At 69.2% G+C, this 24812-nt stretch carries 23 protein-coding genes and 1 tRNA gene; 15 read left to right on the forward strand and 9 right to left on the reverse strand.

Annotated features, from left to right (window positions below; genetic code table 11):
- Positions 1-109: 109 nt before the first annotated feature.
- The 5 genes from ABT084_RS04725 to trxA all read left to right on the forward strand — a co-directional run bounded on the left by ABT084_RS04725 (position 110) and on the right by trxA (position 5000).
- Positions 110-1852 carry a protein kinase family protein gene (locus ABT084_RS04725; protein WP_351038221.1) on the forward strand — a complete coding sequence of 581 codons (1743 nt, stop codon included), beginning with the start codon at positions 110-112 and terminating at the stop codon, positions 1850-1852.
- 26 nt (positions 1853-1878) lie between these two features.
- A complete protein-coding gene (gene sigM / locus ABT084_RS04730; protein ID WP_351038222.1) occupies positions 1879-2574 on the forward strand; it encodes an RNA polymerase sigma factor SigM in 696 nt (231 codons plus the stop codon).
- Positions 2571-3515 (forward strand): anti-sigma factor family protein, encoded by a 945-nt coding sequence (locus ABT084_RS04735; RefSeq protein ID WP_351038223.1) that lies wholly within the window; start codon positions 2571-2573, stop codon positions 3513-3515. The genes sigM and ABT084_RS04735 overlap by 4 nt, the downstream gene beginning before the upstream one ends.
- Before the next feature lie 125 nt (positions 3516-3640).
- Positions 3641-4600, forward strand: coding sequence for a thioredoxin-disulfide reductase (gene trxB, locus ABT084_RS04740; protein ID WP_351038224.1), 960 nt, complete (start codon positions 3641-3643; stop codon positions 4598-4600).
- Positions 4601-4655: 55 nt separating this feature from the next.
- The gene (trxA, locus tag ABT084_RS04745) at positions 4656-5000 is read left to right on the forward strand and encodes a thioredoxin (RefSeq protein ID WP_351038225.1); all 345 of its coding nucleotides are present in this window, start codon (positions 4656-4658) and stop codon (positions 4998-5000) included.
- A 78-nt stretch (positions 5001-5078) separates the two neighbouring features.
- Here trxA and ABT084_RS04750 read toward each other — a convergent pair whose 3' ends face one another.
- The 9 genes from ABT084_RS04750 to rpmH form a co-directional block, all read right to left on the reverse strand.
- A complete protein-coding gene (locus ABT084_RS04750; protein ID WP_351038226.1) occupies positions 5079-5696 on the reverse strand; it encodes a GNAT family N-acetyltransferase in 618 nt (205 codons plus the stop codon).
- A 103-nt stretch (positions 5697-5799) separates the two neighbouring features.
- Positions 5800-6873 (reverse strand): ParB/RepB/Spo0J family partition protein, encoded by a 1074-nt coding sequence (locus ABT084_RS04755; protein WP_351038227.1) that lies wholly within the window; start codon positions 6871-6873, stop codon positions 5800-5802.
- Complete coding sequence (locus ABT084_RS04760; protein ID WP_351038228.1) at positions 6870-7958, reverse strand: ParA family protein; 1089 nt, start codon at positions 7956-7958, stop codon at positions 6870-6872. The genes ABT084_RS04755 and ABT084_RS04760 overlap by 4 nt, the downstream gene beginning before the upstream one ends.
- Positions 7959-8250: 292 nt before the next feature.
- A complete protein-coding gene (gene rsmG / locus ABT084_RS04765) occupies positions 8251-8967 on the reverse strand; it encodes a 16S rRNA (guanine(527)-N(7))-methyltransferase RsmG (RefSeq protein WP_351038229.1) in 717 nt (238 codons plus the stop codon).
- A 108-nt stretch (positions 8968-9075) separates the two neighbouring features.
- A complete protein-coding gene (locus ABT084_RS04770) occupies positions 9076-9591 on the reverse strand; it encodes a Jag family protein (protein WP_351038230.1) in 516 nt (171 codons plus the stop codon).
- Positions 9592-9606: 15 nt separating this feature from the next.
- Positions 9607-10716 carry a membrane protein insertase YidC gene (gene yidC / locus ABT084_RS04775; RefSeq protein WP_351038231.1) on the reverse strand — a complete coding sequence of 370 codons (1110 nt, stop codon included), beginning with the start codon at positions 10714-10716 and terminating at the stop codon, positions 9607-9609.
- 3 nt (positions 10717-10719) lie between these two features.
- Positions 10720-11001 (reverse strand): membrane protein insertion efficiency factor YidD, encoded by a 282-nt coding sequence (gene yidD, locus ABT084_RS04780; protein WP_385773742.1) that lies wholly within the window; start codon positions 10999-11001, stop codon positions 10720-10722.
- Complete coding sequence (gene rnpA / locus ABT084_RS04785) at positions 10998-11372, reverse strand: ribonuclease P protein component (RefSeq protein ID WP_351038232.1); 375 nt, start codon at positions 11370-11372, stop codon at positions 10998-11000. Before rnpA ends, yidD begins: the two co-directional genes overlap by 4 nt.
- A gap of 24 nt (positions 11373-11396) precedes the next feature.
- On the reverse strand, positions 11397-11534 hold the full coding sequence (gene rpmH / locus ABT084_RS04790) for a 50S ribosomal protein L34 (RefSeq protein WP_330331485.1): 138 nt from the start codon (positions 11532-11534) through the stop codon (positions 11397-11399).
- 355 nt (positions 11535-11889) lie between these two features.
- On the opposite strand from rpmH, the gene dnaA reads away from it, so the two are divergent.
- The 10 genes from dnaA to ABT084_RS04840 all read left to right on the forward strand — a co-directional run bounded on the left by dnaA (position 11890) and on the right by ABT084_RS04840 (position 24719).
- Positions 11890-13749 carry a chromosomal replication initiator protein DnaA gene (dnaA, locus tag ABT084_RS04795; protein ID WP_351038233.1) on the forward strand — a complete coding sequence of 620 codons (1860 nt, stop codon included), beginning with the start codon at positions 11890-11892 and terminating at the stop codon, positions 13747-13749.
- Positions 13750-14592: 843 nt separating this feature from the next.
- Positions 14593-15723, forward strand: coding sequence for a DNA polymerase III subunit beta (dnaN, locus tag ABT084_RS04800; protein WP_330331483.1), 1131 nt, complete (start codon positions 14593-14595; stop codon positions 15721-15723).
- A gap of 170 nt (positions 15724-15893) precedes the next feature.
- Entirely contained in the window at positions 15894-16769 is an 876-nt protein-coding gene (gene gnd, locus ABT084_RS04805; protein WP_351038234.1) for a phosphogluconate dehydrogenase (NAD(+)-dependent, decarboxylating), read from the forward strand.
- Positions 16770-16866: 97 nt separating this feature from the next.
- Positions 16867-18018, forward strand: a complete 1152-nt coding sequence (gene recF, locus ABT084_RS04810) for a DNA replication/repair protein RecF (protein ID WP_351038235.1) — start codon at positions 16867-16869, stop codon at positions 18016-18018.
- Positions 18012-18563 carry a DciA family protein gene (locus ABT084_RS04815; protein WP_351038236.1) on the forward strand — a complete coding sequence of 184 codons (552 nt, stop codon included), beginning with the start codon at positions 18012-18014 and terminating at the stop codon, positions 18561-18563. Before recF ends, ABT084_RS04815 begins: the two co-directional genes overlap by 7 nt.
- Before the next feature lie 325 nt (positions 18564-18888).
- Entirely contained in the window at positions 18889-20940 is a 2052-nt protein-coding gene (gene gyrB / locus ABT084_RS04820) for a DNA topoisomerase (ATP-hydrolyzing) subunit B (RefSeq protein ID WP_351038237.1), read from the forward strand.
- 40 nt (positions 20941-20980) lie between these two features.
- Positions 20981-23584: a DNA gyrase subunit A gene (gene gyrA, locus ABT084_RS04825; RefSeq protein WP_502968835.1), complete on the forward strand. Its 2604-nt coding sequence runs from the start codon at positions 20981-20983 to the stop codon at positions 23582-23584.
- A gap of 2 nt (positions 23585-23586) precedes the next feature.
- Positions 23587-24225 (forward strand): DUF3566 domain-containing protein, encoded by a 639-nt coding sequence (locus tag ABT084_RS04830; RefSeq protein WP_351038239.1) that lies wholly within the window; start codon positions 23587-23589, stop codon positions 24223-24225.
- Positions 24226-24319: 94 nt separating this feature from the next.
- Positions 24320-24393: transfer RNA gene (locus tag ABT084_RS04835), tRNA-Ile, on the forward strand.
- Between the two features lie 191 nt (positions 24394-24584).
- On the forward strand, positions 24585-24719 hold the full coding sequence (locus tag ABT084_RS04840; RefSeq protein WP_351038240.1) for a DLW-39 family protein: 135 nt from the start codon (positions 24585-24587) through the stop codon (positions 24717-24719).
- Positions 24720-24812: the final 93 nt, after the last annotated feature.

Consider the following 24812-nt stretch of genomic DNA (forward strand, 5'->3'; position numbering starts at 1 on the left):
ACCATCGGCCCCCCTAGCGTGTCGTGCATAGCGTCGGACTGTGGGCACAATTGGCACGGCCTCGCGGACTGGCCGACAGCGGGTAACGGATGGGGAGGCAGGAACGACGGTGGCGGAACGTAGCACGGCTGCCGTCGACGTGGCCGACAACAGCGGCGACGAGCCGCCGGCCGCCGAGGCGGCCAAGGCCACGGCCGACGGGGCCCAGATCCAGGACGGACGAGCCTCGGACGGACCCATGCCCGAACCGGACGGCGGACCCCAGAACGCCAAGAAGCCGAAGAGCACGGCGCCCGCCGCCGCCCCGGAGCTGCACAGCGGTCACAAGCTCGCCCGGCGCTATCGCCTCGAGGAGTGCGTCACCCGTCTGGACGGATTCAGCAGCTGGCGCGCGATGGACGAGAAGCTGCGCCGGGCCGTGGGGGTCCACCTGCTGCCCGCCGACCACCCCCGGGCCCGCTCCGTCCTGGCCGCGGCCCGCTCCTCCGCCCTGCTCGGTGACCCCCGGTTCGTCCAGGTCCTCGACGCCGTGGAGGAGAACGACCTCGTCTACGTCGTCCACGAGTGGCTGCCCGACGCCACCGAGCTGACGGCCCTGCTGGCCGCCGGCCCGCTGGAACCGCACGAGGCCTACCAGCTCGTCAGCCAGATCTCCCAGGCCATGACGGCGGCCCACCGCGAGGGCCTGGCCCACCTGCGGCTCACCCCGAGCGCCATACTGCGCACCTCCACCGGCCAGTACCGCATCCGCGGCCTCGCCGTGAACGCCGCCCTGCGCGGCATCACCAGCGATACCCCGCAGCGAGCGGACACCGAGGCGATCGGCGCACTGCTGTACGCCTCCCTCACCCAGCGCTGGCCCTACGAGAACGATGCCTACGGCCTCACCGGCCTGCCCAAGGGCGTCGGCCTGATCGCGCCCGACCAGGTCCGCGCCGGGGTCCACCGGGGTCTGGGCGAACTCGCCATGCGCGCGCTCGCCAACGACGGGGCCACGGCCTCCCGCCAGGAGCCCGCCTGCACCACCCCGGAGGAGCTGGCCAAGGCCGTCGCCGCGATGCCCCGCATCCGGCCGCCCGAGCCCGCCTTCACCGCCCCGCCCGAGTACCAGCACACGACCTACCAGCAGGGTGTCTACGGCCGCCCCGCGGTGCACAGCGGCGTCACCGCCGCGACGCCGCTGCCCGCCGTCGCCCCGCCGCCCCCACTCCAGAGCCGGACCGGGCGGGTGCTCAAGTGGGGCGTCGCGGCGCTGCTGATCGCCGCCCTCGGCCTGGGCAGCTGGCAGCTGGCCGACACCCTGCTCCGTGGCAAGCAGAGCGACGGCAACCACCAGACCCCGGCGCCCAAGAACGACGACGCCCCGGCGAAGAAGACCCCCGTCCCCCTCGCCATCAAGGGCGCGAAGGAGTACTACCCCGACGGCACGGCCCAGGACCTCGCGGGCGTTCCCGACACCTACGACGGGGACGTCTCCACCTACTGGCACACCAGGAGCTTCCGCGAGGGTCCCGACATGAAGGCCTCCTACAAAGCGGGCGTCGGCATCGTCTACGACCTCGGCTCCGAGCAGGAGGTCACCAGTGCCTCGATAGGGCTCCGGTACGCGGGCGACCACACCACCGCCACGCTCTACGGCGCCGACTCCCTGTCCACGTCCGCCCCGATCGACCAGAAGAAGAAGATCGCCGCGGGGACCACCTCGGACAACAGCCTGACCCTGACCGCGGAGAAGCCCGTCAAGACGCGCTACGTCGTCCTCTGGATCACCGCCATGCCCATGTCCGGCCTCGACCAGTACAGCGGCGAGGGCTACAAGCAGGCCATCACGGACGTGAAGTTCTCCGGCTGAGGCCGTAGCAGGGGAGGGGCTCACCGTTGGACGACGCCGCACCCGGCGGCCGCAGTGACCAGGAGCTCCTGGCACTGCACACCGCCGGAGACCCCGACGCGTTCGGCGAACTCGTGCGGCGTCATCGCGACCGCCTGTGGGCCGTGGCCCTGCGGACCCTCGGCGACCGCGAGGAGGCCGCGGACGCCGTTCAGGACGCACTGGTCTCCGCCTACCGGGCCGCCCACACCTTCCGCGGTGAATCGGCCGTCACCACGTGGCTGCACCGGATCACCGTCAACGCCTGCCTGGACCGGGCCCGCAAGGCCGCCTCGCGCAAGACCGCGCCCCTGGACGACACGGACCGCCTGGAGCGGCTCCTGGAGCCGCACGAGTCCGCCGAGGCCCCCGCCGAGCGCCACGAACTGCACCGGCAGCTCCTGGCCGCTCTGGCCACCCTGCCGGCCGAGCAGCGGGCCGCCCTCGTCCTCGTGGACATGCAGGGATACCCCGTGGCCGAAGCCGCACGGATCCTCGACGTCCCCACCGGGACCGTCAAGAGCCGGTGCGCCCGCGGCCGGGCGAAACTCGTCCCGCTCCTCACTCATCTGCGCGCCGATACCGGGGATAACACGCAGGCCGAGCGGGGAAGGAACCGGACGCAGGGGACATCCGTCCCACCAGCGGCAGACCCCAGGCATCCAGATCCAGACTCGGTGAAGGGCGGAGGTGGACGCACATGACTCCCACGAGCGGCACGACCGGCGTGACCGGCACGATCCGGCACCCGGACGTCTCGGAGATCTCCGATCTCACCGAGGGCCTCCTCCCTCCCGCCCGCATGTCCGAGGTACAGCGGCACCTGAGCGAATGCGCCCTGTGCGCCGATGTCCTCGCCTCCCTGGAAGAGATCCGCTCGCTCCTCGGCACCCTCCCGGGGCCGCCCCGGATGCCCGTGGACATCGCGGGCCGGATCGACGCCGCACTGGCCGCGGAAGCCCTCCTCGATGCCCGGCCTCCCGCCCCTCAGCCCCTCGCCACGCCGCTCTCCACCCCCGAGCACCCCACCGCCCCCGATGTTTCACGTGAAACATCGCCCGCCGTCCGCGCCCCCGCGGGCCGTCCCGCAGGGCCCACCGGCCCCGGGCGCCGCAGGGCACGCAGGCGCATCGCCGTGCTGACGGGCCTCGCCGGAGCGGCCGCCTGCGCCCTCGGGGTCTTCCTGTTCACCGGCCTCCCGACCTCTCCCTCGCACGACGCCTCGGCCCGCAAGGACGCGGCGAGCGCCCTGGCCGAGCCCAAGGCCGCGGGGGAGTACTCCGCCCAGAACCTGCGGTCCACCGTCCAGCAGCTCCTCACCGAGGGGAAGGCCAACGGGCAGTCCGCCAAGGAGGCGCAGAGTCCGGGGCCGCAGAACGTCGCGCCCGGCGGTGGGATCGCGCCCGGGGATCGCCGGACGCCGGCCGCCGTCCCGGAGTGCGTCCAGGAGGGCACCGGGCGCCAGGACCCGCCGCTGGCCACCGGCCAGGGCAGCTACCAGGGCACCCCCGTCTACCTGGTGGTCCTCCCGCACCCCGGCGACGCCGAGCGGGTGGACGCCTACCTCATCGGCTCCGCCTGCGCGGACACCCCCGGTTCCGGCCCCGGCGCGGTGCTGTTGACCAGCACCTATCCTCGCCTCTGAGACGTTCCGGACGTCACAGGCACCACTCGGGAATGCTCGCGCCGTAGGATCCGTTGGGTGGGGTGAGAGTCCGCACCGGCCCCCCGGTAGGCAAGAAGCAGTCCGCAGAGACGAGGAAAGTACCCGTGAGCGACGTACGAAACGTGATCATCATCGGCTCCGGGCCGGCCGGTTACACGGCCGCCCTGTACACCGCACGTGCCTCGCTCAAGCCCCTCGTCTTCGAGGGCGCGGTCACCGCGGGCGGCGCCCTCATGAACACCACCGAGGTCGAGAACTTCCCCGGCTTCCGTGACGGCATCATGGGGCCCGACCTCATGGACAACATGCGCGACCAGGCCGAGCGCTTCGGTGCCGAGCTGGTCCCGGACGACATCGTCTCCGTCGACCTCACCGGTGACATCAAGACCGTCACCGACACCGCCGGTACCGTGCACCGCGCCAAGGCCGTCATCGTCACCACGGGCTCCCAGCACCGCAAGCTCGGCCTGCCCAACGAGGACGCGCTCTCCGGCCGCGGTGTCTCCTGGTGTGCCACCTGCGACGGGTTCTTCTTCAAGGACCAGGACATCGCCGTCGTCGGCGGCGGTGACACCGCGATGGAGGAGGCGACCTTCCTCTCGCGGTTCGCCAAGTCCGTCACGATCATCCACCGCCGTGACAGCCTGCGCGCCTCCAAGACGATGCAGGACCGCGCCTTCGCCGACCCGAAGATCAAGTTTGCCTGGGACAGCGAGGTCGCCGAGATCCACGGTGACCCGAAGCTGGCCGGTCTGACCCTGCGCAACACCAAGACCGGTGAGACCTCCGAGCTGCCCGTGACCGGCCTCTTCATCGCCGTCGGCCACGACCCGCGCACCGAGCTCTTCAAGGGCCAGCTGGAGCTGGACGGGGAGGGCTACCTGAAGGTCGACGCCCCCTCCACCCGCACCAACGTGACCGGCGTGTTCGGCGCTGGTGACGTCGTGGACCACACGTACCGTCAGGCCATCACCGCCGCCGGCACGGGCTGCTCCGCCGCCCTCGACGCCGAGCGCTTCCTCGCCGCCCTCACGGACGCCGAGCACGCCGCCGCGGCTGTCTGAGCCCCTCGCACAGCACCACCCCACACCCCACACCCCGTAGAAGAAGGAGGCCGCTGTGGCCGGCACCCTGAAGACCGTGACCGACGCCAGCTTCGACGCAGATGTCCTGGCCAGCGAGAAGCCCGTCCTGGTGGACTTCTGGGCCGAATGGTGCGGCCCGTGCCGCCAGATCGCCCCGTCCCTGGAGGCCATCGCGGCCGAGTACGGCGATGAGATCGAGATCGTCAAGCTGAACATCGACCAGAACCCGGACACCGCCGCCAAGTACGGCGTCATGTCCATCCCGACGCTGAACGTCTACCAGGGTGGCGAGGTCGTCAAGACCATCGTCGGTGCCAAGCCGAAGGCCGCCATCCTGCGCGACCTGGACGGCTTCGTGACCATCAAGCCGGTCGCCTGAACCGTCCGACAGTCCCGGTACGCGAACGGGGCCGCCCCTGGTGGGGCGGCCCCGTTCGCGTACGGGCGGCGGCCCCGCTCACAGGGGCCGCAGTGCCGGTTCCTTGCGCGCGCCGCCGAGCAGCCGGTCCAGCGCCAGCTCCACGTCTTCCTTCCACGACAGCGTGGAGCGCAGCTCCAGCCTCAGCCGTGGGTTCACCGGGTGGGGGCGCACCGTCTTGAAGCCCACGGCCAGCAGGTGATCGGCGGGCAGGAGGCAGGCGGGACCGTCCCAGCGGGCGTCCCCGAAAGCCTCGATCGCCCGGAACCCCCGCCGCAGCAGATCCTTCGCGACCGTCTGCACCATGACCCGGCCCAAACCCTGCCCCTGATACCCGGGCATGATCCACGCCGTGATCAGCTGGACGGCGTCCGGTGAGACCGGGCTGGTCGGAAACGCGGTCGCACGGGGGACATAGGCGGGCGGGGCGTACAGCACGAATCCCACCGGGACCTCGTCCACATAGACCACCCGGCCGCAGGACCCCCACTCCAGCAGCACCGCGGAGATCCAGGCTTCCTTCTCCTGCTCCGCGGTCCCCGACTTCACCGCGGCGTTGCCGCTGACGGGATCCAGCTCCCAGAAGACACAGGAGCGGCAACGTCTGGGCAGGTCCCGGAGGTTGTCCAGCGTGAGCGGTACGACCCGGCGACCCATGAAAGCATCGTATCCACAGCCCCGCGTCTCCAACACCGGACCACGGCAAAGGGCGGGCCGCGCCGGTTTTCACCGGTACGACCCGCCCCACGGCGATCCGGGGTCACTCCCCGGCAAGCCCCTGTTCCAAGACCCGGCCCTCGCCCGGCGCCAGCGTCCCCAGAATGCGCTCCAGGTCCTCCATCGACGCGAACTCGACGGTGATCTTGCCCTTCTTCTGGCCCAGATCCACCTTCACCCGCGTCTCGAACCGGTCCGAGAGCCGCGACGCCAGGTCGGTCAGCGCCGGAGCCACCCGAGCACCCGCCCGGGGGCCCTTCGGCTTCACCGAACTCGTCGGCTCCGTCCCCATCAGCGCGACGATCTCCTCGGTCGCGCGTACCGACAGACCCTCGGCCACGATCCGGTGGGCCAGCCGGTCCTGCTCTTCGGAGTCCTCCACCGACAGCAGTGCCCGCGCGTGCCCCGCCGAGAGTACGCCCGCGGCCACCCGGCGCTGGACCCGCGGCGACAGCTTCAGCAGCCGCAGCGTGTTGGACACCTGCGGGCGCGAACGCCCGATCCGGTCCGCCAGCTGATCGTGGGTGCAGTTGAAGTCCTGGAGCAGCTGGTCGTAGGCCGCGGCCTCTTCCAGCGGATTCAGCTGCGCCCGGTGCAGGTTCTCCAACAGCGCGTCCAGCAGCAGCTTCTCGTCATCGGTCGCCCGGATGATCGCCGGAATCCGCTCCAGACCGGCCTTGCGACAGGCCCGCCAGCGCCGCTCACCCATGATGAGTTCGTAGCGGCCCGGAGCCGACTGCCGCACCACCACCGGCTGGAGCAGGCCCACCTCCTGGATGGAGGTGACCAGCTCGGCCAGGGCGTCCTCGTCGAACACCTCGCGCGGCTGGCGCGGGTTCGGCGTGATCGCGTCCATCGGCAGTTCTGCGAACACCGCCCCGGCCACCGCGGTGGTTTCCGGCTCGGCGGCCGCCGAGGCGTGCTCCGTTTCACGTGAAACATCGGCCTGCGCCAGCGAGGCCAGCTTCGCCGCCGCGATCCCGCGCTCCGACGGCAGTACCGGAACGGCCGACGGTGACGTCGATCCGGCCCCCACCGCCGCGGGAGTTCTCTCTTGCGGAGCCGCGGGGATCAGCGCACCGAGTCCCCGCCCCAGACCCCTACGTCGCTCACTCACTGGATCCCCTCCGACATGCTCTGCGTGCTGTTCACACCGGCGCCCAGATGGGCCTGCCGGGCGTCGTACTGGATTCCGGCCCCGCGCAGCGCGATCTCTCGCGCCGCCTCCAGATAGGAGAGGGAGCCGCTGGAACCCGGGTCGTAGGTGAGCACCGTCTGCCCGTAGCTCGGGGCCTCCGAGATGCGCACCGACCGCGGGATGCTCGTCCGCAGCACCTCGTTGCCGAAGTGGGTGCGCACCTCCTCGGCGACCTGGGAGGCCAGCCGGGTCCTGCCGTCGTACATCGTCAGCAGGATCGTGGAGACGTGCAGATTCGGGTTGAGGTGGGCCCGCACCAGGTCGACGTTGCGCAGCAGCTGTCCCAGACCTTCCAGGGCGTAGTACTCGCACTGGATCGGGATCAGCACCTCCGCGCCCGCGACCAGGGCATTCACCGTCAGCAGGCCCAATGAGGGCGGGCAGTCGATGAGGATGTAGTCGAGCGGCTGCTCGTACGCCTGGATCGCCCGCTGGAGCCGGCTCTCCCGGGCCACCAGCGACACCAGCTCGATCTCGGCTCCTGCCAGATCGATCGTGGCCGGAGCGCAGAAGAGACCTTCCACGTCCACCACGGGCTGGACGACCTCCAGCAGCGGCCTGCTCTCCACCAGTACGTCGTAGATCGACGGCACATCGGCGTGGTGGTCGATACCCAGCGCCGTGGAGGCATTGCCCTGTGGGTCAAGGTCGATGACCAGGACCCGGGCGCCGTGCAGAGCCAGCGACGCCGCCAGGTTGACGGTCGTCGTGGTCTTGCCGACGCCGCCCTTCTGGTTGGCGACGACCATGATCCGGGTCTGGCCGGGCCTCGGCAGACCTTCACCGGCCCGGCCCAATGCCTCTACCGCCAATTGGGCGGCACGGCCGATGGGGGTGTCATTGTCCACAAGGGGCGGAGACGATGTTTCACGTGAAACATCGTCGCCCGCCGACTCTGAGCGGGGACCGGGGACCGGGTCGGCCATCGGCCCCGCGAGGTTGGCGTCAGACCGCACGGGTTCACTCTCCTCGACATCAGGCTCGCGATGAACAGAGCCTGCCATGCCATCGGGGTCGCGAACCAGCGGGGCCCGTACTCCTGTGGACGATTCCACCGATGTGGACAACTCGATCACCCCCGCGCCGTCCTTACGGTCCCGCGACGAGGTGGCCGCACGACCGCGGCTGATGATTCCGTGCAGCAGAGAGCGACGTTTCACGTGAAACACGATGCCCGGACGGAGTCATCAGCCCGCTACAACACTCCGAAATCCATACCTATAGGGCGCAATGGACCCGCAATGGATCCCGGCGCGCGCCCGCCCCGTCGCTGAGCGGGCACCCGTCAGGCCCCGCTCAGCGCCGACGGCGCGTGCGGGACACCCGAGCCGCCTTAGCCCGCTTGGCCGCAAACCTCACCCCGCCGGGGCTTTCCCCGACCTCCACCCGCACCACGGTCGACAGCGGATCCACGATCCCCTCGCCCACCTGCAGCACCGAGGTCTTCACCACACCGAGCTTCGCCAGCGCGGCCTTCGCCGCCACCAGCTCCTCCTCGGCCGTGTCGCCCTTCAGCGCCAGCATCTCTCCGTACGGACGCAGCAGCGGAACGCCCCAGCCGGCCAGCCGGTCCAGCGGGGCCACGGCACGCGCCGTCACCACATGCACCGGCTGTACCTTGCCCAGCATCTCTTCCGCCCGGCCGCGCACCACGGTCACGTGGTCGAGACCCAGCAGCTCCACGGCTTCCTGGAGGAAGTTCGTGCGCCGCAGCAGCGGCTCGAGCAGCGTGATCTTCAGATCTCGCCGCACCAGCGCCAGCGGGATGCCCGGCAGCCCGGCCCCGGAGCCCACGTCGCACACGGTGACGCCCTCGGGCACCACCTCGGAGAGCACCGCGCAGTTCAGCAGGTGCCGCTCCCACAGGCGCGGGACCTCGCGGGGGCCGATCAGGCCCCGCTGCACTCCCGCGTCCGCCAGCAGCTCCGCGTAGCGGACAGCTTCCGGGAAGTACTCACCGAATACCGCGCGGGCCTCTTCAGGCGCCGGGGGAAGCTCCGCTGTCTCCGTCACGGGGACCGTCCTTCCGTACCGCACTCAAAATCGTGTAGTTCAACAGTCAGGCTGACAAACTTCGGCCCCGCCTGCGACACAGACGGGGCCGAACACTCACGCTTGCGATCAGGCCGGAAGCACAACGACGAAGCGCTGCGGCTCCTCGCCCTCGGACTCGCTGCTCAGACCCGCCGCCGCGACGGCGTCGTGCACGACCTTGCGCTCGAACGGAGTCATCGGGGCCAGCTTCACCGGCTCACCCGAGGCCTTCGCGTCCGCCGCGGCCTGCGCACCCAGGATCGCCAGCTCCTCGCGCTTCTTCGCCCGGAACCCCGCGATGTCCAGCATCAGCCGGCTGCGGTCCCCGGTCTCCCGGTGCACGGCCAGGCGCGTCAGCTCCTGCAGAGCCTCCAGCACCTCACCGTCCCGCCCCACGAGCTTGCTCAGGTCACGGCTCGACGAGTCGCTGACGATCGACACCGCGGCCCGGTCGGCCTCGACGTCCATGTCGATGTCGCCGTCCAGATCGGCGATGTCCAGCAGACCCTCGAGGTAGTCAGCCGCGATCTCACCCTCCTGCTCCAGGCGGGTCAGGGTGTCGCCACCCTCGGCAGCGGGGGCTGAGATGGTGCCTTCCGTCACGGGATGGACTCCTTCTTACTTCTTGGTGGAGGGCTTGCTGGGGGGCGGCGTCTGCCGCTGCGACTTCGACTGCCGCTTCGGCTGCTGCCGCTTGGCGACACCACCGCTCGCCGCATCCGCGTCCGCCGTGGCCTCGGAACTCTTGATCACCGAACCGTCCGGCTGCGCGGCCAGGCCCTGCTTCGCCAGCGTGGTGATGAACTTGCGCTCGTTGTCGTTGCGGTCCGGGCCCTTGGCCACGATCGCCGCGACGATCTTCTTCTTGCCGCGTCCCTTGACCTCGCCGTGCGAGCCGAGGTGCTTCACCAGGCGGGTCAGGTACTGGTCCTGAGCCTTGCTGCCCGGGGTCGGGTTCTGGCTGATCACGTACATCTGCTGGCCCATGGTCCACACGTTCGTGGTCAGCCAGTAGACGAGGACACCGACGGGGAAGTTGATGCCCATCACCGCGAAGATCAGCGGGAAGATGTACATCAGCATCTTCTGCTGCTGCATGAACGGCGTCTTGACCGAGAGGTCGACGTTCTTCTGCATCAGCTGGCGCTGGGTGTAGAACTGCGAGAACGACATCATGACGATCATGACCGCGGTCACGATGCGCACGTCGACGATCGAGGCACCGAGCTTCGCGACGTCGTCGGCGCTGTTCATGAACTTGGCAGCCAGCGGGGCCCCGAAGATGTGGGCCTTGCGGGCGCTCTCCAGCAGCGACTGGTCGATGACGCCGATGGTCGTGCCATTGGCGATGCTCGAGAGCACGTGGTACAGCGCGAAGAAGAACGGCGACTGCGCCAGGATGGGAAGGCACGAGGAGAGCGGGTTGGTGCCCGTCTCCTTGTACAGCTTCATCATCTCTTCGGACTGACGCTGCTTGTCGTTCTTGTAGCGCTCCTGGATCGCCTTCATCTTCGGCTGGAGCGCCTGCATGCCCCGCGTCGACTTGATCTGCTTCACGAAGAGCGGGATCAGGCAGATACGGATCAGGATCACCAGGGACACGATGGACAGGCCCCAGGCCCACCCACTGTCCGCACCGAAGACCGCGCCGTAGACCTTGTGGAACTGAACGATGATCCACGAGACGGGATAGGTGATAAAGCTGAACAGACTGGCAATCGTGTCCACTAATCAGGCTCCTTGAGCATTGCGAGATCGACGCAACGCACTGCGCAGCTGCTCGTGCCAACGCGGGCGTTTACGAGGTGGGACATGATCCACACCGCCTGGACTCCACGGATTGCACCGCAGGATCCGCCAGGCGGTCAGTACTGTCCCCTTCACCGCACCATGCCGGTCGATGGCCGCGAACCCGTAGCGAGAGCACGACGGGTAATAACGGCACACCGGTCCGAGCAGCGGACTGATCGTCCACTGGTACAGCTTGATCAGGGCGAGCAGCGGGTACTTCATCGAGCCACGCCTCCCAGGAGCCGCGCCAGTGCGGCGTCCAGGTCCCGGGCCAGATCGTCATAGTCGGCATCACCCGCTCCGGGCAACGCACGCACCACCATCAGGCTACCGGCGGGCAGCTCGGAGAGCCGCTCGCGGACCAGATGACGCAGCCTGCGCTTGACCCGGCTGCGGACGACGGCGACACCTACCGCCTTGCTGACGACGAAACCCGCACGCGTCGAGGGATCGATCTCCCCCGGCTCGTGCGGGTCCGTGGCACCGCTGGTACGTAGGTGAACGACGAGGAGCGGGCGACCAGCCCGACGACCTCGACGCACCGCGCTCGCGAAGTCCTCGCGCCGCCTCAGCCGATTTTCGGGAGACAGCACGACATCACGACCTGTGTGCGTTGGTTACGCGGAGAGTTCGGTACGGCCCTTGCCGCGACGGTTGGCCAGGATCGCGCGACCGGCACGGGTACGCATCCGGAGACGGAAGCCGTGGGTCTTGGCACGACGGCGGTTGTTCGGCTGGAAGGTGCGCTTGCTCACTCGGGGGCTCCAGAGAATGAATCGTTGTGGCGGGACATCGCCTGGCTGTCACCGTGCGCCCACGAGGAAACTCGCGTGATCGCCCGAGTGGCACCGCTACATGATCACAATCAGTGATCTTCGCCCATCGGTAGGCAGGCGGCAGCAGCCATCGACAACTCGACCTCGTTACGGTACGCGCGGCTACGCCATCCGGTCAAACCGAGGCGACGACGTGGTCCACTGTGCACAGGCTGTGGACAACGACTTGAACCGTACCCGTCGGCCTGACTACCGTTGCCCGACCCCTGATTTTTTGTCCCGACCGTCCCAAAGAACCACACATTCGTGGGACCCCCGTGAGAGAGCGTGCTCTGTGGCTGACGTACCTGCCGATCTTGCCGCAGTGTGGCCGCGCGTGCTCGAGAAGCTGCTCGGGGAAGGTCAGCAGGGCATCGAGCCGAAGGACAAGCAGTGGGTCGAGCGCTGCCAGCCGCTGGCTCTCGTCGCCGACACCGCGCTGCTCGCCGTCCCCAATGAATGGGGCAAGCGGGTCCTGGAGGGCCGGCTCGCTCCGCTGATCAGTGACGCGCTGAGCCGCGAGTGCGGCCGTCCCATCCGGATCGCCATCACCGTGGACGACTCCGCCGGTGAGCCCGCGCCGCAGGCGCCGCCCGCCGCCCAGCGCGACTCCTACGAGTCGGGGTCCTACCCCGGCCAGCGCAACGGCGGCCACACGGGACACTCCGGTCACACCGGCCCCGCCGACGACCAGCTCCCCACCGGCCGCCCGGCCTACCCGGACTACCAGCAGCAGCGCCCCGAGCCCGGCTCCTGGCCCCGCGGCGGCCAGCAGGAGGAGTACGGCTGGCAGCAGCCCCGCCTCGGCGGCTACCCGGAGCGCGACCCGTACGCCTCCCCCCAGCCCGGTTACCTCCAGCAGCCCGACCCCCAGGGGTACGAGCCGTCGTACGAACAGCAGCAGTACGAGCAGAACCGTCAGCAGGGCTACGAGCAGCAGTCCTACGACAAGTCCTCCTACGAGCAGCAGCAGTACGAGCAGCCCGCGCCGCGCCCCACCCCCGGCCGCACCGGTCCCGGCGGCCCGGGCGGTCCCGGCGGTCCCGGCGGACAGAGCGGCACCGGCAGGCAGTCGTCATCGGGCGGCGGTTCCGGCGGCTCGTCCTCGGGCCCGCTGGAGCCCACCGCCCGGCTGAACCCCAAGTACCTCTTCGACACCTTCGTCATCGGCGCGTCCAACCGCTTCGCGCACGCGGCCGCGGTCGCCGTCGCCGAGGCTCCGGCAAAGGCCTACAACCCGCTCTTCATCTATGGGGAGTCGGGACTCGGCAAGACGCACCTGCTGCACGCCATCGGGCACTACGCGCGCAGCCTCTACCCGGGCACCCGGGTGCGTTACGTGAGCTCCGAGGAGTTCACCAACGAGTTCATCAACTCCATCCGCGACGGCAAGGGCGACGCCTTTCGCAAGCGTTACCGCGAGATGGACATCCTCTTGGTCGACGACATCCAGTTCCTCGCGAGCAAGGAGTCGACGCAGGAGGAGTTCTTCCACACCTTCAATACGCTCCACAACGCGAACAAGCAGATCGTGCTGTCCTCCGACCGGCCGCCCAAGCAGCTCGTCACCCTGGAGGACCGGCTCCGCAACCGCTTCGAGTGGGGTCTGATCACCGACGTCCAGCCGCCCGAGCTGGAGACCCGGATCGCGATCCTGCGCAAGAAGGCCGTCCAGGAGCAGCTCAACGCCCCGCCGGAGGTACTGGAGTTCATCGCCTCCCGCATCTCGCGCAACATCCGCGAGCTGGAGGGGGCGCTGATCCGGGTGACGGCCTTCGCCAGCCTCAACCGGCAGCCGGTGGACCTCGGTCTGACCGAGGACGTCCTGAAGAACCTGATCCCGGGCGGCGAGGATGCGGCGCCCGAGATCACCGCCGCGGACATCATGGCGGCGACCGCGGACTACTTCGGGCTGACCGTGGACGACCTGTGCGGCTCCTCGCGCAGCCGCGTGCTCGTCACGGCCCGGCAGATCGCCATGTACCTGTGCCGGGAGCTGACGGACCTCTCGCTGCCCAAGATCGGGGCGCAGTTCGGCGGCCGCGACCACACCACGGTGATGCACGCGGACCGCAAGATCCGCGCCCTGATGGCCGAACGCCGGTCCATCTACAACCAGGTGACGGAGCTGACGAACCGCATCAAGAACGCCTGATTCCGGGCCTTGAGCCCGCCAGCGAGCACGGCCGAGGGGCGCTTCCGGACCACACCGGGGGCGCCCTTCGTCATGTGCGCGCCCCCAAGTTGTTCGAATACGCCCCCTGGGAGCCAACTCATCCACAGATTGGGCGACTTTCTGTCGTCCACAGGCTGGGGACCACGCGCGTCACCCACAATCTGTCCACAGGCGCTGCGTCTGAGAGATCATCAGCCCAGGTCATGACCCTGTGGAATTGTGCGCAACTGTTATCCACAGGCTGTGGACAACTTTTTGTCCACAGGTTCGTCCACGGCTCTGTCCACCGGCAACCCACAGGTTTGGATCGGCCGTGCACAGGATCAAGGAGCTTCTCCACACCCTTGTCCACTGTTCGGCAACTTCGGGGCCTCTGTCACCGCCCCGAGTGAAAGCCGTCACACCGATGTAGACGTTTGGGTTGTGGAGTACCGGGGGAAACCTGGGGACGCACCTGTGGAGTAACAGGGGTCACCTGGGGACAGCCTGTGCAGAAGTTTTTGTTCTCCACAGACACAGGGGGTTTTCCACCGGCTCCACCCACAGGGTCGGTGGATAAAAAACAGGGTCTGACCTGCGAGAAGGCAGTTATCCACTGTATCCACAGGCCCTACTACTACTCCCATAGACAGTTAGGCCTGGTCTGGTTTTCAAGCAGGGCCTGTGCACAACTCGCCGTGATCGGCTCTCCGACACCTCCCACCCGGCTTGACCGCCAGCAGCGACGCCTGTCGGCGCCGTAGGTCAGACTGGTCTCCGGCATCGGGGCAGAGAGCCGCCGGCCGACGACGAAAGCCAGCAATCAGCAGGAGGCGGTTTCCGGTGAAGATCCGGGTGGAGCGCGACGTACTCGCGGAGGCGGTGGCTTGGGCCGCCCGTAGCCTCCCGGCCCGGCCGCCGGTGCCCGTTCTCGCGGGCCTTCTCCTGAAGGCCGAGGAAGGCTCCCTGAGCCTCTCCGGCTTCGACTACGAGGTCTCGGCCCGCGTCTCGGTCGAGGCGGACGTCGAGGAGGACGGCACCGTCCTCGTCTCCGGCCGACTGCTCGCCGACATCTGCCGCGCCCTGCCCAACCGGCCGGTGGAGATTTCCACAGACGGTGTACGGGCGACCGTGGTCTGCGGCTCCTCGCGATTCACACTCCACACCCTGCCTGTGGAGGAATACCCGGCGCTGCCGCAGATGCCGACCGCCACCGGCACCGTCCCCGGGGACGTCTTCGCCTCCGCCGCCGCCCAGGTGGCCATCGCCGCCGGCCGTGACGACACGCTGCCGGTGCTGACCGGTGTGCGCATCGAGATCGAGGGCGAGCGCGTCACCCTGGCCTCCACCGACCGCTACCGCTTCGCGGTCCGCGAGTTCACGTGGAAGCCGGAGGACCCCGAGGCCTCGGCCGTGGCCCTGGTGCCCGCCAAGACGCTCCTGGACACCGCCAAGTCCCTGACCAGCGGTGACACGGTCACCCTGGCGCTCTCCGGCTCCGGCAAGGGCGAGGGCCTGATCGGCTTCGAGGGCGCGGGCCGCCGCACCACCACCCGCCTGCTCGAGGGCGACCTGCCGAAGTACCGCACACTCTTCCCGACCGAGTTCAACTCCGTCGCCGTGATCGAGACCGCCCCGTTCGTCGAGGCCGTCAAGCGCGTGGCCCTGGTCGCCGAGCGCAACACCCCGGTCCGCCTGAGCTTCGAGCAGGGCGTGCTGATCCTCGAAGCCGGTTCCAGCGACGATGCACAGGCTGTGGAGCGCGTCGACGCCAAGCTGGAGGGCGACGACATCTCGATCGCCTTCAACCCGACCTTCCTGCTGGACGGCCTGAGCGCGATCGACTCGCCCGCCGCCCAGCTCAGCTTCACCACCTCGACCAAGCCGGCGCTGCTCAGCGGCCGCCCGGCCGTCGACGCCGAGGCCGACGAGGCGTACAAGTACCTGATCATGCCGGTGCGCCTCTCCGGCTGACCCCGGACCGCCCGCTTCCAGCAGGCCGCTCAGGCCCGGCCCCGCCGCCCGCGGGCCGGGCCTGGCGCCTTCCCCGGGGCGCCAGCTGCGCCGGGCCGCGCGCCCCGGCGTAGGCTCGGACGCGGGGAAAAACCCGGGAAGAATCGCCTCGACGCTTAAGGAACCACCTGATGGAACTCGGTCTCGTCGGTCTCGGCAAGATGGGCGGCAACATGCGCGAGCGCATCCGCCGCGCAGGGCACACCGTCATCGGATTCGACCGCAACCCGGACCTGGCCGATGTCCACAGCCTGCGCGAACTTGTGGACAGTCTGCAGGCTCCCCGCGTGGTGTGGGTGATGGTCCCGGCCGGCGCGGCCACCCAGTCCACCGTCGACGAACTGGGCGAGCTGCTCTCGCCCGGCGACATCGTGGTCGACGGCGGCAACTCGCGCTGGACGGACGACGAGAAGCACGGCGCGGAGCTGGCGGCCAAGGGCATCGGCTTCGTCGACTGCGGTGTCTCCGGCGGTGTGTGGGGCCTGGAGAACGGCTACGCGCTCATGTACGGCGGTGCGGCGGAGCACGTGGCCACCGTCCAGCCCGTCTTCGACGCCCTCAAGCCCGAGGGCGAGTTCGGCGCCGTACACGCCGGAAAGATCGGTGCGGGCCACTTCGCGAAGATGGTCCACAACGGCATCGAGTACGCCATGATGCAGGCCTATGCCGAGGGCTGGGAGCTGCTCGAGAAGGTCGACTCGGTGACCGACGTCCGCGAGGTCTTCCGCTCCTGGCAGGAGGGCACGGTCATCCGTTCCTGGCTGCTGGACCTGGCGGTGAACGCGCTGGACGACGACGAGCACCTCGAGGGCCTCAAGGGCTTCGCCCAGGACTCCGGCGAGGGCCGCTGGACGGTCGAGGCCGCGATCGACAACGCGGTGCCGCTGCCGGCGATCACCGCGTCGCTCTTCGCGCGCTTCGCCTCGCGCCAGGACGACTCCCCGCAGATGAAGATGATCGCCGCGCTGCGCAACCAGTTCGGCGGCCACGCGGTCGAGAAGAAGTAGGCGTCACCCACCGGCCGATACGAACCGGCAACACCAGCAACATCAGCAACACCAGTAACACCAAGCAGTAGTAGGGCCGGGGGAGGTCGGCGCCGTCATGCACGTCACGCATCTGTCGTTGGCCGACTTCCGCTCGTACGCCCGGGTCGAGGTTCCGCTCGACCCGGGCGTCACCGCTTTCGTGGGCCCCAACGGCCAGGGCAAGACCAATCTGGTCGAGGCCGTCGGCTATCTCGCGACCCTGGGCAGCCACCGCGTCTCCTCGGACGCCCCGCTCGTGCGGATGGGCGCCGAGCGCGCCGTCATCCGCGCGGCCGTGACCCAGGGCGAGCGCAGCCAGCTCGTCGAGCTGGAGCTGAATCCGGGCCGCGCCAACCGGGCCCGGATCAACCGGTCCTCGCAGGTCAGACCGCGTGACGTGCTGGGGATCGTACGGACGGTGCTGTTCGCGCCGGAGGACCTGGCCCTGGTCAAGGGCGACCCGGGCGAGCGCCGCACGTTCCTGGACGAGCTGGTCACCGCGCGCTCGCCGCGGATGGCCGCGGTCCGCTCCGACTACGACCGGGTGCTCAAGCAGCGCAACACCCTGCTGAAGTCGGCGGCGATGGCCCGCCGCCACGGCGGCCGCTCGATGGACCTCTCCACCCTGGACGTGTGGGACCAGCACCTGGCCCGCACCGGCGCAGAGCTGCTGGCCCACCGCCTCGACCTGATCGCGACCCTGCTGCCGCTCGCCGACAAGGCGTACGAGCAGCTCGCGCCCGGCGGTGGTCCGCTCGGGCTGGTCTACCGGCCGACCTCGCTGGCCGGGGCGGCGGGCGAGGCGGTGGACTCGGGCGCCGCGCGGACCCGGGAGGCGCTGTACGACGTCCTCATGGGCGCCCTCGCCGAGGCCCGCAAGCAGGAGATCGAGCGCGGGGTGACCCTGGTGGGACCGCACCGCGACGACGCGCTGCTGCGCCTCGGGGAGCTGCCCGCGAAGGGGTACGCGAGCCACGGCGAGTCCTGGTCCTACGCGCTGGCGCTGCGGCTGGCCTCCTACGAGCTGCTGCGCTCCGAGGGCAGCGAGCCGGTGCTGATCCTCGACGACGTGTTCGCCGAGCTGGACGCGCGGCGCCGGGAGCGGCTGGCGGAGCTGGTGGCCGGCGGCGAGCAGGTACTGGTGACGGCCGCCGTGGACGATGACGTTCCGGGGGTGCTGGCGGGGGCTCGGTTCGGGGTGTCCGGTGGTGAGGTGACGCGATGGTGAGCGAAGGCGAGCAGGGCCCCGGGGCGCCCGGGGCGGCGCGCAAGGCGCCGGAGCCGTCCGGTGTCGACCTGGCCCGCCAGGCGCTGGCGGCCGCGCGGGAGCAGGCGCGGGCGCGCGGGCTCGCGGCGGGCGGCAAGAAGTCCCGCCACGGCCAGCCGGGCCTGCGCTCGGGCGCCCGGGCGGACGGCCGCGACCCGATGCCGCTGATGGCGGCGCTGGACCGGCTGCGCACCGAGCGCGGCTGGGAGATGCCGATGGCGGTCGCGGGCGTGATGGAGCGCTGGGCGCAGATCGTCGGCCCGGAGGTGGCGGCGCACTGTGAACCGGAGCGGTACGAGGACCGTGAACTGGTCGTGCGGTGCGACTCCTCGGCCTGGGCGGCCCAGCTGAAGCTGCTCGCCCCGCAGCTGGTGGCCCGGCTGAACGAGGACCTCGGGCAGGGCACGGTCCGGCTGATCAAGGTGCAGGGACCGGGCGGGCGACCCCGCCGGTACGGGCCGCTGCGGGCGCCGGGGAGCACGGGTCCGGGGGACACGTACGGCTGAGCGCGGGCCGTCGCGGGGCGGGTCCGCAAGCCGCCCCGCGCGGACCTGTCAGTGGTCTCGCTCACGGTGGCGGGAGGTTGACAGCCCGAAGCGCTGGATGCCCGTGTGAGCCTCTTTGAGCCCCTGCCCGGATATGGGGAGTCGGAGAGTGCGGGTTGAGGGCGGCACATGCGGACTCAGGTACTGGCAAACCCCCATTCATGTCCGTGGTACCGGTAGACTGACGGAAATCCCGCCGCCTTGCGGGATCCAGTCGACAAAAGCTGACAACGCAGATTGACGCAGCCGCTCCTGCTCGCATGCCTGCTGGCCCGGAGTACGGCCTGTGCTGTGCCAGAAAGGGCGCTTCGTGGCCGATTCCGGCAACCCCAACGACAACCAGTCCACCGCCGGCGAGAACGGCGACCCCGTCGAGTACACCGGCAGTCAGATCCAGGTCCTCGAGGGCCTCGACGCGGTCCGCAAGCGCCCCGGCATGTACATCGGCTCGACCGGCGAGCGCGGCCTGCACCACCTGGTGTACGAGGTCGTCGACAACTCGGTCGACGAGGCCCTGGCCGGGCACGCGGACACCATCGACGTGACGATCCTGGCCGACGGCGGCGTCCGCGTCATCGACAACGGCCGTGGCATCCCCGTCGACATCGTCCCCTCCGAGGGCAAGCCGGCCGTCGAGGTCGTGCTGACGGTCCTGCACGCGGGCGGCAAGTTCGGCGGCGGCGGCTACGCCGTCTCCGGCGGTCTGCACGGTGTGGGTGTGTCCGTCGTCAACGCCCTGTCGACGCGGGTAGCGGTCGAGGTGCGGCGCGACGGCTACCGCTGGACCCAGGACTACAAGCTGGGCGCGCCGACGGCCGCGCTGGCGAAGAACGAGGAGACGGCCGAGACCGGCACGTCCGTGACGTTCTGGGCCGACGGCGACATCTTCGAGACGACCGAGTACTCCTTCGAGACGCTCTCGCGCCGTTTCCAGGAGATGGCCTTCCTCAACAAGGGCCTGACCCTGACGCTGACGGACGAGCGCGACTCGGCCAAGGCGACGATGGGCGCGGACTCGGCCGAAGAGCCGGACGACCAGGTGCGCACGGTGAAGTACTACTACGAGGGCGGCATCGTCGACTTCGTGAAGTACCTCAACTCCCGCAAGGGCGAGCTGATCCACCCGACCGTCATCGACGTCGAGGCCGAGGACAAGGAGCGCATGCTCTCGGTCGAGATCGCGATGCAGTGGAACTCGCAGTACACGGAGGGGGTCTACTCCTTCGCGAACACGATCCACACGCACGAGGGCGGCACCCACGAGGAGGGCTTCCGCGCGGCGATGACGGGTCTCGTCAACCGCTACGCGCGCGAGAAGAAGTTCCTGCGGGAGAAGGACGACAACCTCGCGGGTGAGGACATCCGCGAGGGTCTGACGGCGATCATCTCGGTGAAGCTGGGCGAGCCGCAGTTCGAGGGCCAGACGAAGACCAAGCTGGGCAACACGGAGGCCAAGACCTTCGTGCAGAAGGTCGTCCACGAGCACCTCAACGACTGGTTCGACCGGAACCCGAACGAGGCCGCGGACATCATCCGCAAGGCGATCCAGGCCGCCACGGCCCGCGTCGCGGCCCGCAAGGCCCGTGACCTGACCCGCCGCAAGGGCCTGCTGGAGTCGGCCTCGCTGCCGGGCAAGCTGTCGGACTGCCAGTCCAACGACCCCGCCAAGTGCGAGATCTTCATCGTCGAGGGCGACTCGGCCGGCGGCAGCGCCAAGTCGGGCCGCAACCCGATGTACCAGGCCATCCTGCCCATCCGCGGCAAGATCCTGAACGTCGAGAAGGCGCGGATCGACAAGATCCTCCAGAACACCGAGGTCCAGGCGCTGATCAGTGCCTTCGGTACCGGTGTCCACGAGGACTTCGACATCGAGAAGCTCCGCTATCACAAGATCATCCTGATGGCGGACGCCGACGTCGACGGCCAGCACATCAACACCCTGCTGCTGACCTTCCTGTTCCGCTTCATGCGGCCGCTGGTCGAGGCCGGGCACGTGTACCTGTCCCGCCCCCCGCTCTACAAGATCAAGTGGGGCCGCGACGACTTCGAGTACGCGTACTCCGACCGCGAGCGCGACGCCCTGGTCGAGCTCGGCAAGAGCAACGGCAAGCGGATCAAGGAAGACTCGATCCAGCGCTTCAAGGGTCTCGGTGAGATGAACGCCGAGGAGCTGCGCGTCACCACCATGGACGTGGACCACCGCGTCCTGGGCCAGGTCACCCTGGACGACGCGGCCCAGGCCGACGACCTGTTCTCGGTGCTGATGGGCGAGGACGTCGAAGCCCGGCGCTCGTTCATCCAGCGCAACGCCAAGGACGTTCGGTTCCTCGACATCTGAGTCGGCTCAGCTGACCGCCTGAAAGGATCTTTGACCAGCAATGGCCGACGAAACCACCCAACCCGCTCAGAACGCAGAGAACTCTGCGGAGGAGCAGCCCGTCATGCGGATCGAGCCCGTCGGGCTCGAGACCGAGATGCAGCGCTCCTATCTCGACTACGCGATGTCCGTCATCGTCTCCCGCGCGCTGCCCGACGTCCGGGACGGCCTCAAGCCGGTCCACCGGCGCGTGCTGTACGCGATGTACGACGGCGGATACCGGCCCGAGAAGGGCTTCTACAAGTGCGCCCGCGTCGTCGGTGACGTCATGGGTACGTACCACCCGCACGGTGACAGCTCGATCTACGACGCCCTGGTCCGCCTGGCCCAGCCGTGGTCGCTGCGCATGCCGCTGGTGGACAGCAACGGCAACTTCGGCTCCCCGGGCAACGACCCGGCCGCCGCGATGCGCTACACCGAGTGCAAGCTGATGCCGCTGGCCATGGAGATGCTCCGGGACATCGACGAGGAGACCGTCGACTTCACGGACAACTACGACGGCCGCAACCAGGAGCCGACGGTCCTGCCGGCGCGCTTCCCGAACCTGCTGATCAACGGCTCCGCGGGCATCGCGGTCGGCATGGCGACCAACATCCCGCCGCACAACCTGCGCGAGGTCGCGGCGGGCGCGCAGTGGGCGCTCGAGCACCCGGAGGCCTCGCACGAGGAGCTCCAGGACGCGCTCATCGAGCGGATCAAGGGCCCGGACTTCCCCTCCGGCGCGCTGGTCGTGGGGCGAAAGGGCATCGAGGAGGCGTACCGCACCGGTCGCGGCTCCATCACGATGCGCGCCGTGGTCGAGGTCGAGGAGATCCAGAACCGCCAGTGCCTGGTGGTCACGGAGCTTCCGTACCAGACCAACCCGGACAACCTCGCGCAGAAGATCGCCGACCTGGTCAAGGACGGGAAGGTCGGCGGCATCGCCGACGTCCGTGACGAGACCTCGTCGCGCACCGGTCAGCGCCTGGTGATCGTGCTCAAGCGCGACGCCGTCGCCAAGGTCGTGCTGAACAACCTCTACAAGCACACCGACCTGCAGACGAACTTCGGCGCGAACATGCTGGCGCTGGTGGACGGCGTGCCGCGCACGCTGTCGATCGACGCCTTCATCCGCCACTGGGTGACGCACCAGATCGAGGTCATCGTCCGGCGCACGCGCTTCCGCCTGCGCAAGGCCGAGGAGCGCGCCCACATCCTGCGCGGTCTGCTCAAGGCGCTGGACGCGATCGACGAGGTCATCGCGCTGATCCGGCGCAGCAACACGGTCGAGATCGCCCGCGAGGGCCTGATGGGCCTGCTGTCGATCGACGAGATCCAGGCCAACGCGATCCTGGAGATGCAGCTCCGTCGCCTCGCGGCCCTGGAGCGGCAGAAGATCGTCGCCGAGCACGACGAGCTCCAGGCCAAGATCAACGAGTACAACGCGATCCTGGCCTCCGAGGAGCGCCAGCGGCAGATCGTCAGCGAGGAACTGGCCGCGATCGTCGAGAAGTTCGGCGACGACCGGCGTTCCAAGCTGGTGCCCTTCGACGGCGACATGTCCATGGAGGACCTGATCGCCGAAGAGGACATCGTCGTCACGATCACGCACGGCGGCTACGTCAAGCGCACCAAGACCGAGGACTACCGCTCGCAGAAGCGCGGCGGCAAGGGCGTGCGCGGCACGAAGCTGAAGCAGGACGACCTGGTCGACCACTTCTTCGTCTCCACCACGCACCACTGGCTGCTGTTCTTCACGAACAAGGGCCGGGTCTACCGCGCGAAGGCGTACGAGCTTCCGGACGCCGGCCGCGACGCCCGCGGCCAGCACGTGGCGAACCTGCTGGCCTTCCAGCCGGACGAGCAGATCGCGCAGATCCTGGCGATCCGCGACTACGAGGCCGCCCCGTACCTGATCCTGGCCACCAAGGCCGGTCTGGTGAAGAAGACGGCACTCAAGGACTACGACTCGCCCCGTTCGGGTGGTGTCATCGCCATCAACCTCCGGGAGACGGGCGACGGCAACGACGACGAACTGATCGGCGCCGAACTGGTCTCGGCCGAGGACGATCTGCTGCTGATCAGCAAGAAGGCGCAGTCGATCCGCTTCACGGCGACCGACGACGCGCTGCGCCCGATGGGCCGCGCGACCTCGGGTGTGAAGGGCATGAGTTTCCGCGAAGGTGACGAACTGCTCTCCATGAGCGTGGTCCGGCCCGGTACGTTCGTCTTCACCGCGACCGACGGCGGCTACGCCAAGCGGACGCCGGTGGACGAATACCGCGTCCAGGGACGTGGCGGTCTGGGCATCAAGGCTGCCAAGATCGTGGAAGACCGCGGTTCGCTCGTGGGAGCGCTCGTGGTCGACGCCACCGACGAGATCCTCGCCATCACCCTCAGCGGTGGTGTGATCCGTACGCGCGTCAACGAAGTCAGGGAGACCGGCCGTGACACGATGGGCGTCCAGCTGATCAACCTGGGCAAGCGCGATGCCGTGGTCGGTATCGCTCGTAACGCCGAGGCGGGACAGGAAGCCGACGAGGTCGACGAGACCGAGGAAGCCGACGGACCGGCCGCCGAGGCCGCCGAGGGCACGCAGCCTTCGGCAGGGGAGCACGAGGAGTAAGCGTGAGTGGAGCCACGGGCGCCGGGTCGGCACAGACTGGAGCGAACGGTGCCCGTGGCCCCGCCGCGGACTCCCAGGGGGGAACCGTGACGGACACCCGAGGACCTGAGCCCAAGCCCGGCGCGGCGGGCGGCCAGAGCCGCCCGGCGGCGGCGCAGCCGCAGCAGCCCGCGCAGGAGCGTCCGGCGCCTTCGGGCCCGGGCGCGCCCCGCACGGGCCCGGCGGGGGCGGCGCAGCGCAAGCCGCAGACGGGCGTGCGTACGGCGCCCAGGACGCGCAAGGCACGACTGCGGGTGGCCAAGGCCGACCCGTGGTCGGTGATGAAGGTCAGCTTCCTGCTGTCGATCGCGCTGGGCATCTGCACGATCGTGGCGTCGGTGGTGCTGTGGATGGTCATGGACGCCATGGGCGTCTTCTCGACCGTCGGCGGCACCATCAGCGAGGCCACCGGGTCCAACGAGAGCAATGGGTTCGACCTCCAGTCGTTCCTGTCGCTGCCGCGGGTCCTGATCTTCACCTCGGTGATCGCGGTCATCGACGTGGTGCTCGCGACGGCGCTGGCCACGCTGGGGGCCTTCATCTACAACATCTCCGCGGGCTTCGTGGGCGGCATCGAGCTGACCCTCGCCGAGGACGAATGAGCCACGAATGACCTGCGCGGACACCGTCCGGCAGCGGATTTTGGACTGACCCGGTCTGTGCGCTAATCTTCATCAAGTCAGCGCACAGCGCGGAGGGGCTATAGCTCAGTTGGTTAGAGCGCATCCCTGATAAGGATGAGGCCACAGGTTCAAATCCTGTTAGCCCCACAGTACGGATTCGGTCCGGCGGAGATTCTCCGCCGGACCGTTCTCGTTCCCGGCCCGTGGTCGTCTTCTCCCGGTCGGGGCGGGTGGGTCGAGGCCGCCGGGGGAGCTTCCCAGGTAACCGATCGGTATCGGTCGGTGTGTATAGTCGGGCGGCAGTAGTCCCCAACGTCAACGAAGGACGAGGTCGCGCGGTGAAGAAGCTTCTCCTGGTCGCACTGGCCGCCATCGGCGGGCTCCTGGTGTACCGCCAGATCCAGGCGGATCGCGCCGAGCAGGACCTGTGGACGGAGGCAACTGACTCCGTGGCCTCTGGTTCCGGTGTGTGAGACCCACGATTGATCCCATGAAGCCCCGACTGCCGCTGCGGTCGGGGCTTTGTGCTGTTCCGGCATGAATTATTGCTGTATGCAAAGTTTGGG

This window comes from Streptomyces sp. NPDC002138 (assembly GCF_040296485.1).
GTDB lineage: Bacteria > Actinomycetota > Actinomycetes > Streptomycetales > Streptomycetaceae > Streptomyces.

What these genes read in the sequence shown, in the direction of transcription:
- ABT084_RS04735 (WP_351038223.1), top strand. Translation starts at nt 2,571, where the DNA reads ATGACTCCCACGAGCGGCACGACCGGCGTGACCGGCACGATCCGGCAC.
- ABT084_RS04750 (WP_351038226.1), bottom strand. Translation starts at nt 5,696, where the DNA reads ATGGGTCGCCGGGTCGTACCGCTCACGCTGGACAACCTCCGGGACCTG.
- ABT084_RS04760 (WP_351038228.1), bottom strand. Translation starts at nt 7,958, where the DNA reads ATGGCAGGCTCTGTTCATCGCGAGCCTGATGTCGAGGAGAGTGAACCC.
- yidD (WP_385773742.1), bottom strand. Translation starts at nt 11,001, where the DNA reads ATGAAGTACCCGCTGCTCGCCCTGATCAAGCTGTACCAGTGGACGATC.
- gnd (WP_351038234.1), top strand. Translation starts at nt 15,894, where the DNA reads ATGGAACTCGGTCTCGTCGGTCTCGGCAAGATGGGCGGCAACATGCGC.
- recF (WP_351038235.1), top strand. Translation starts at nt 16,867, where the DNA reads ATGCACGTCACGCATCTGTCGTTGGCCGACTTCCGCTCGTACGCCCGG.
- ABT084_RS04815 (WP_351038236.1), top strand. Translation starts at nt 18,012, where the DNA reads ATGGTGAGCGAAGGCGAGCAGGGCCCCGGGGCGCCCGGGGCGGCGCGC.
- gyrA (WP_502968835.1), top strand. Translation starts at nt 20,981, where the DNA reads ATGGCCGACGAAACCACCCAACCCGCTCAGAACGCAGAGAACTCTGCG.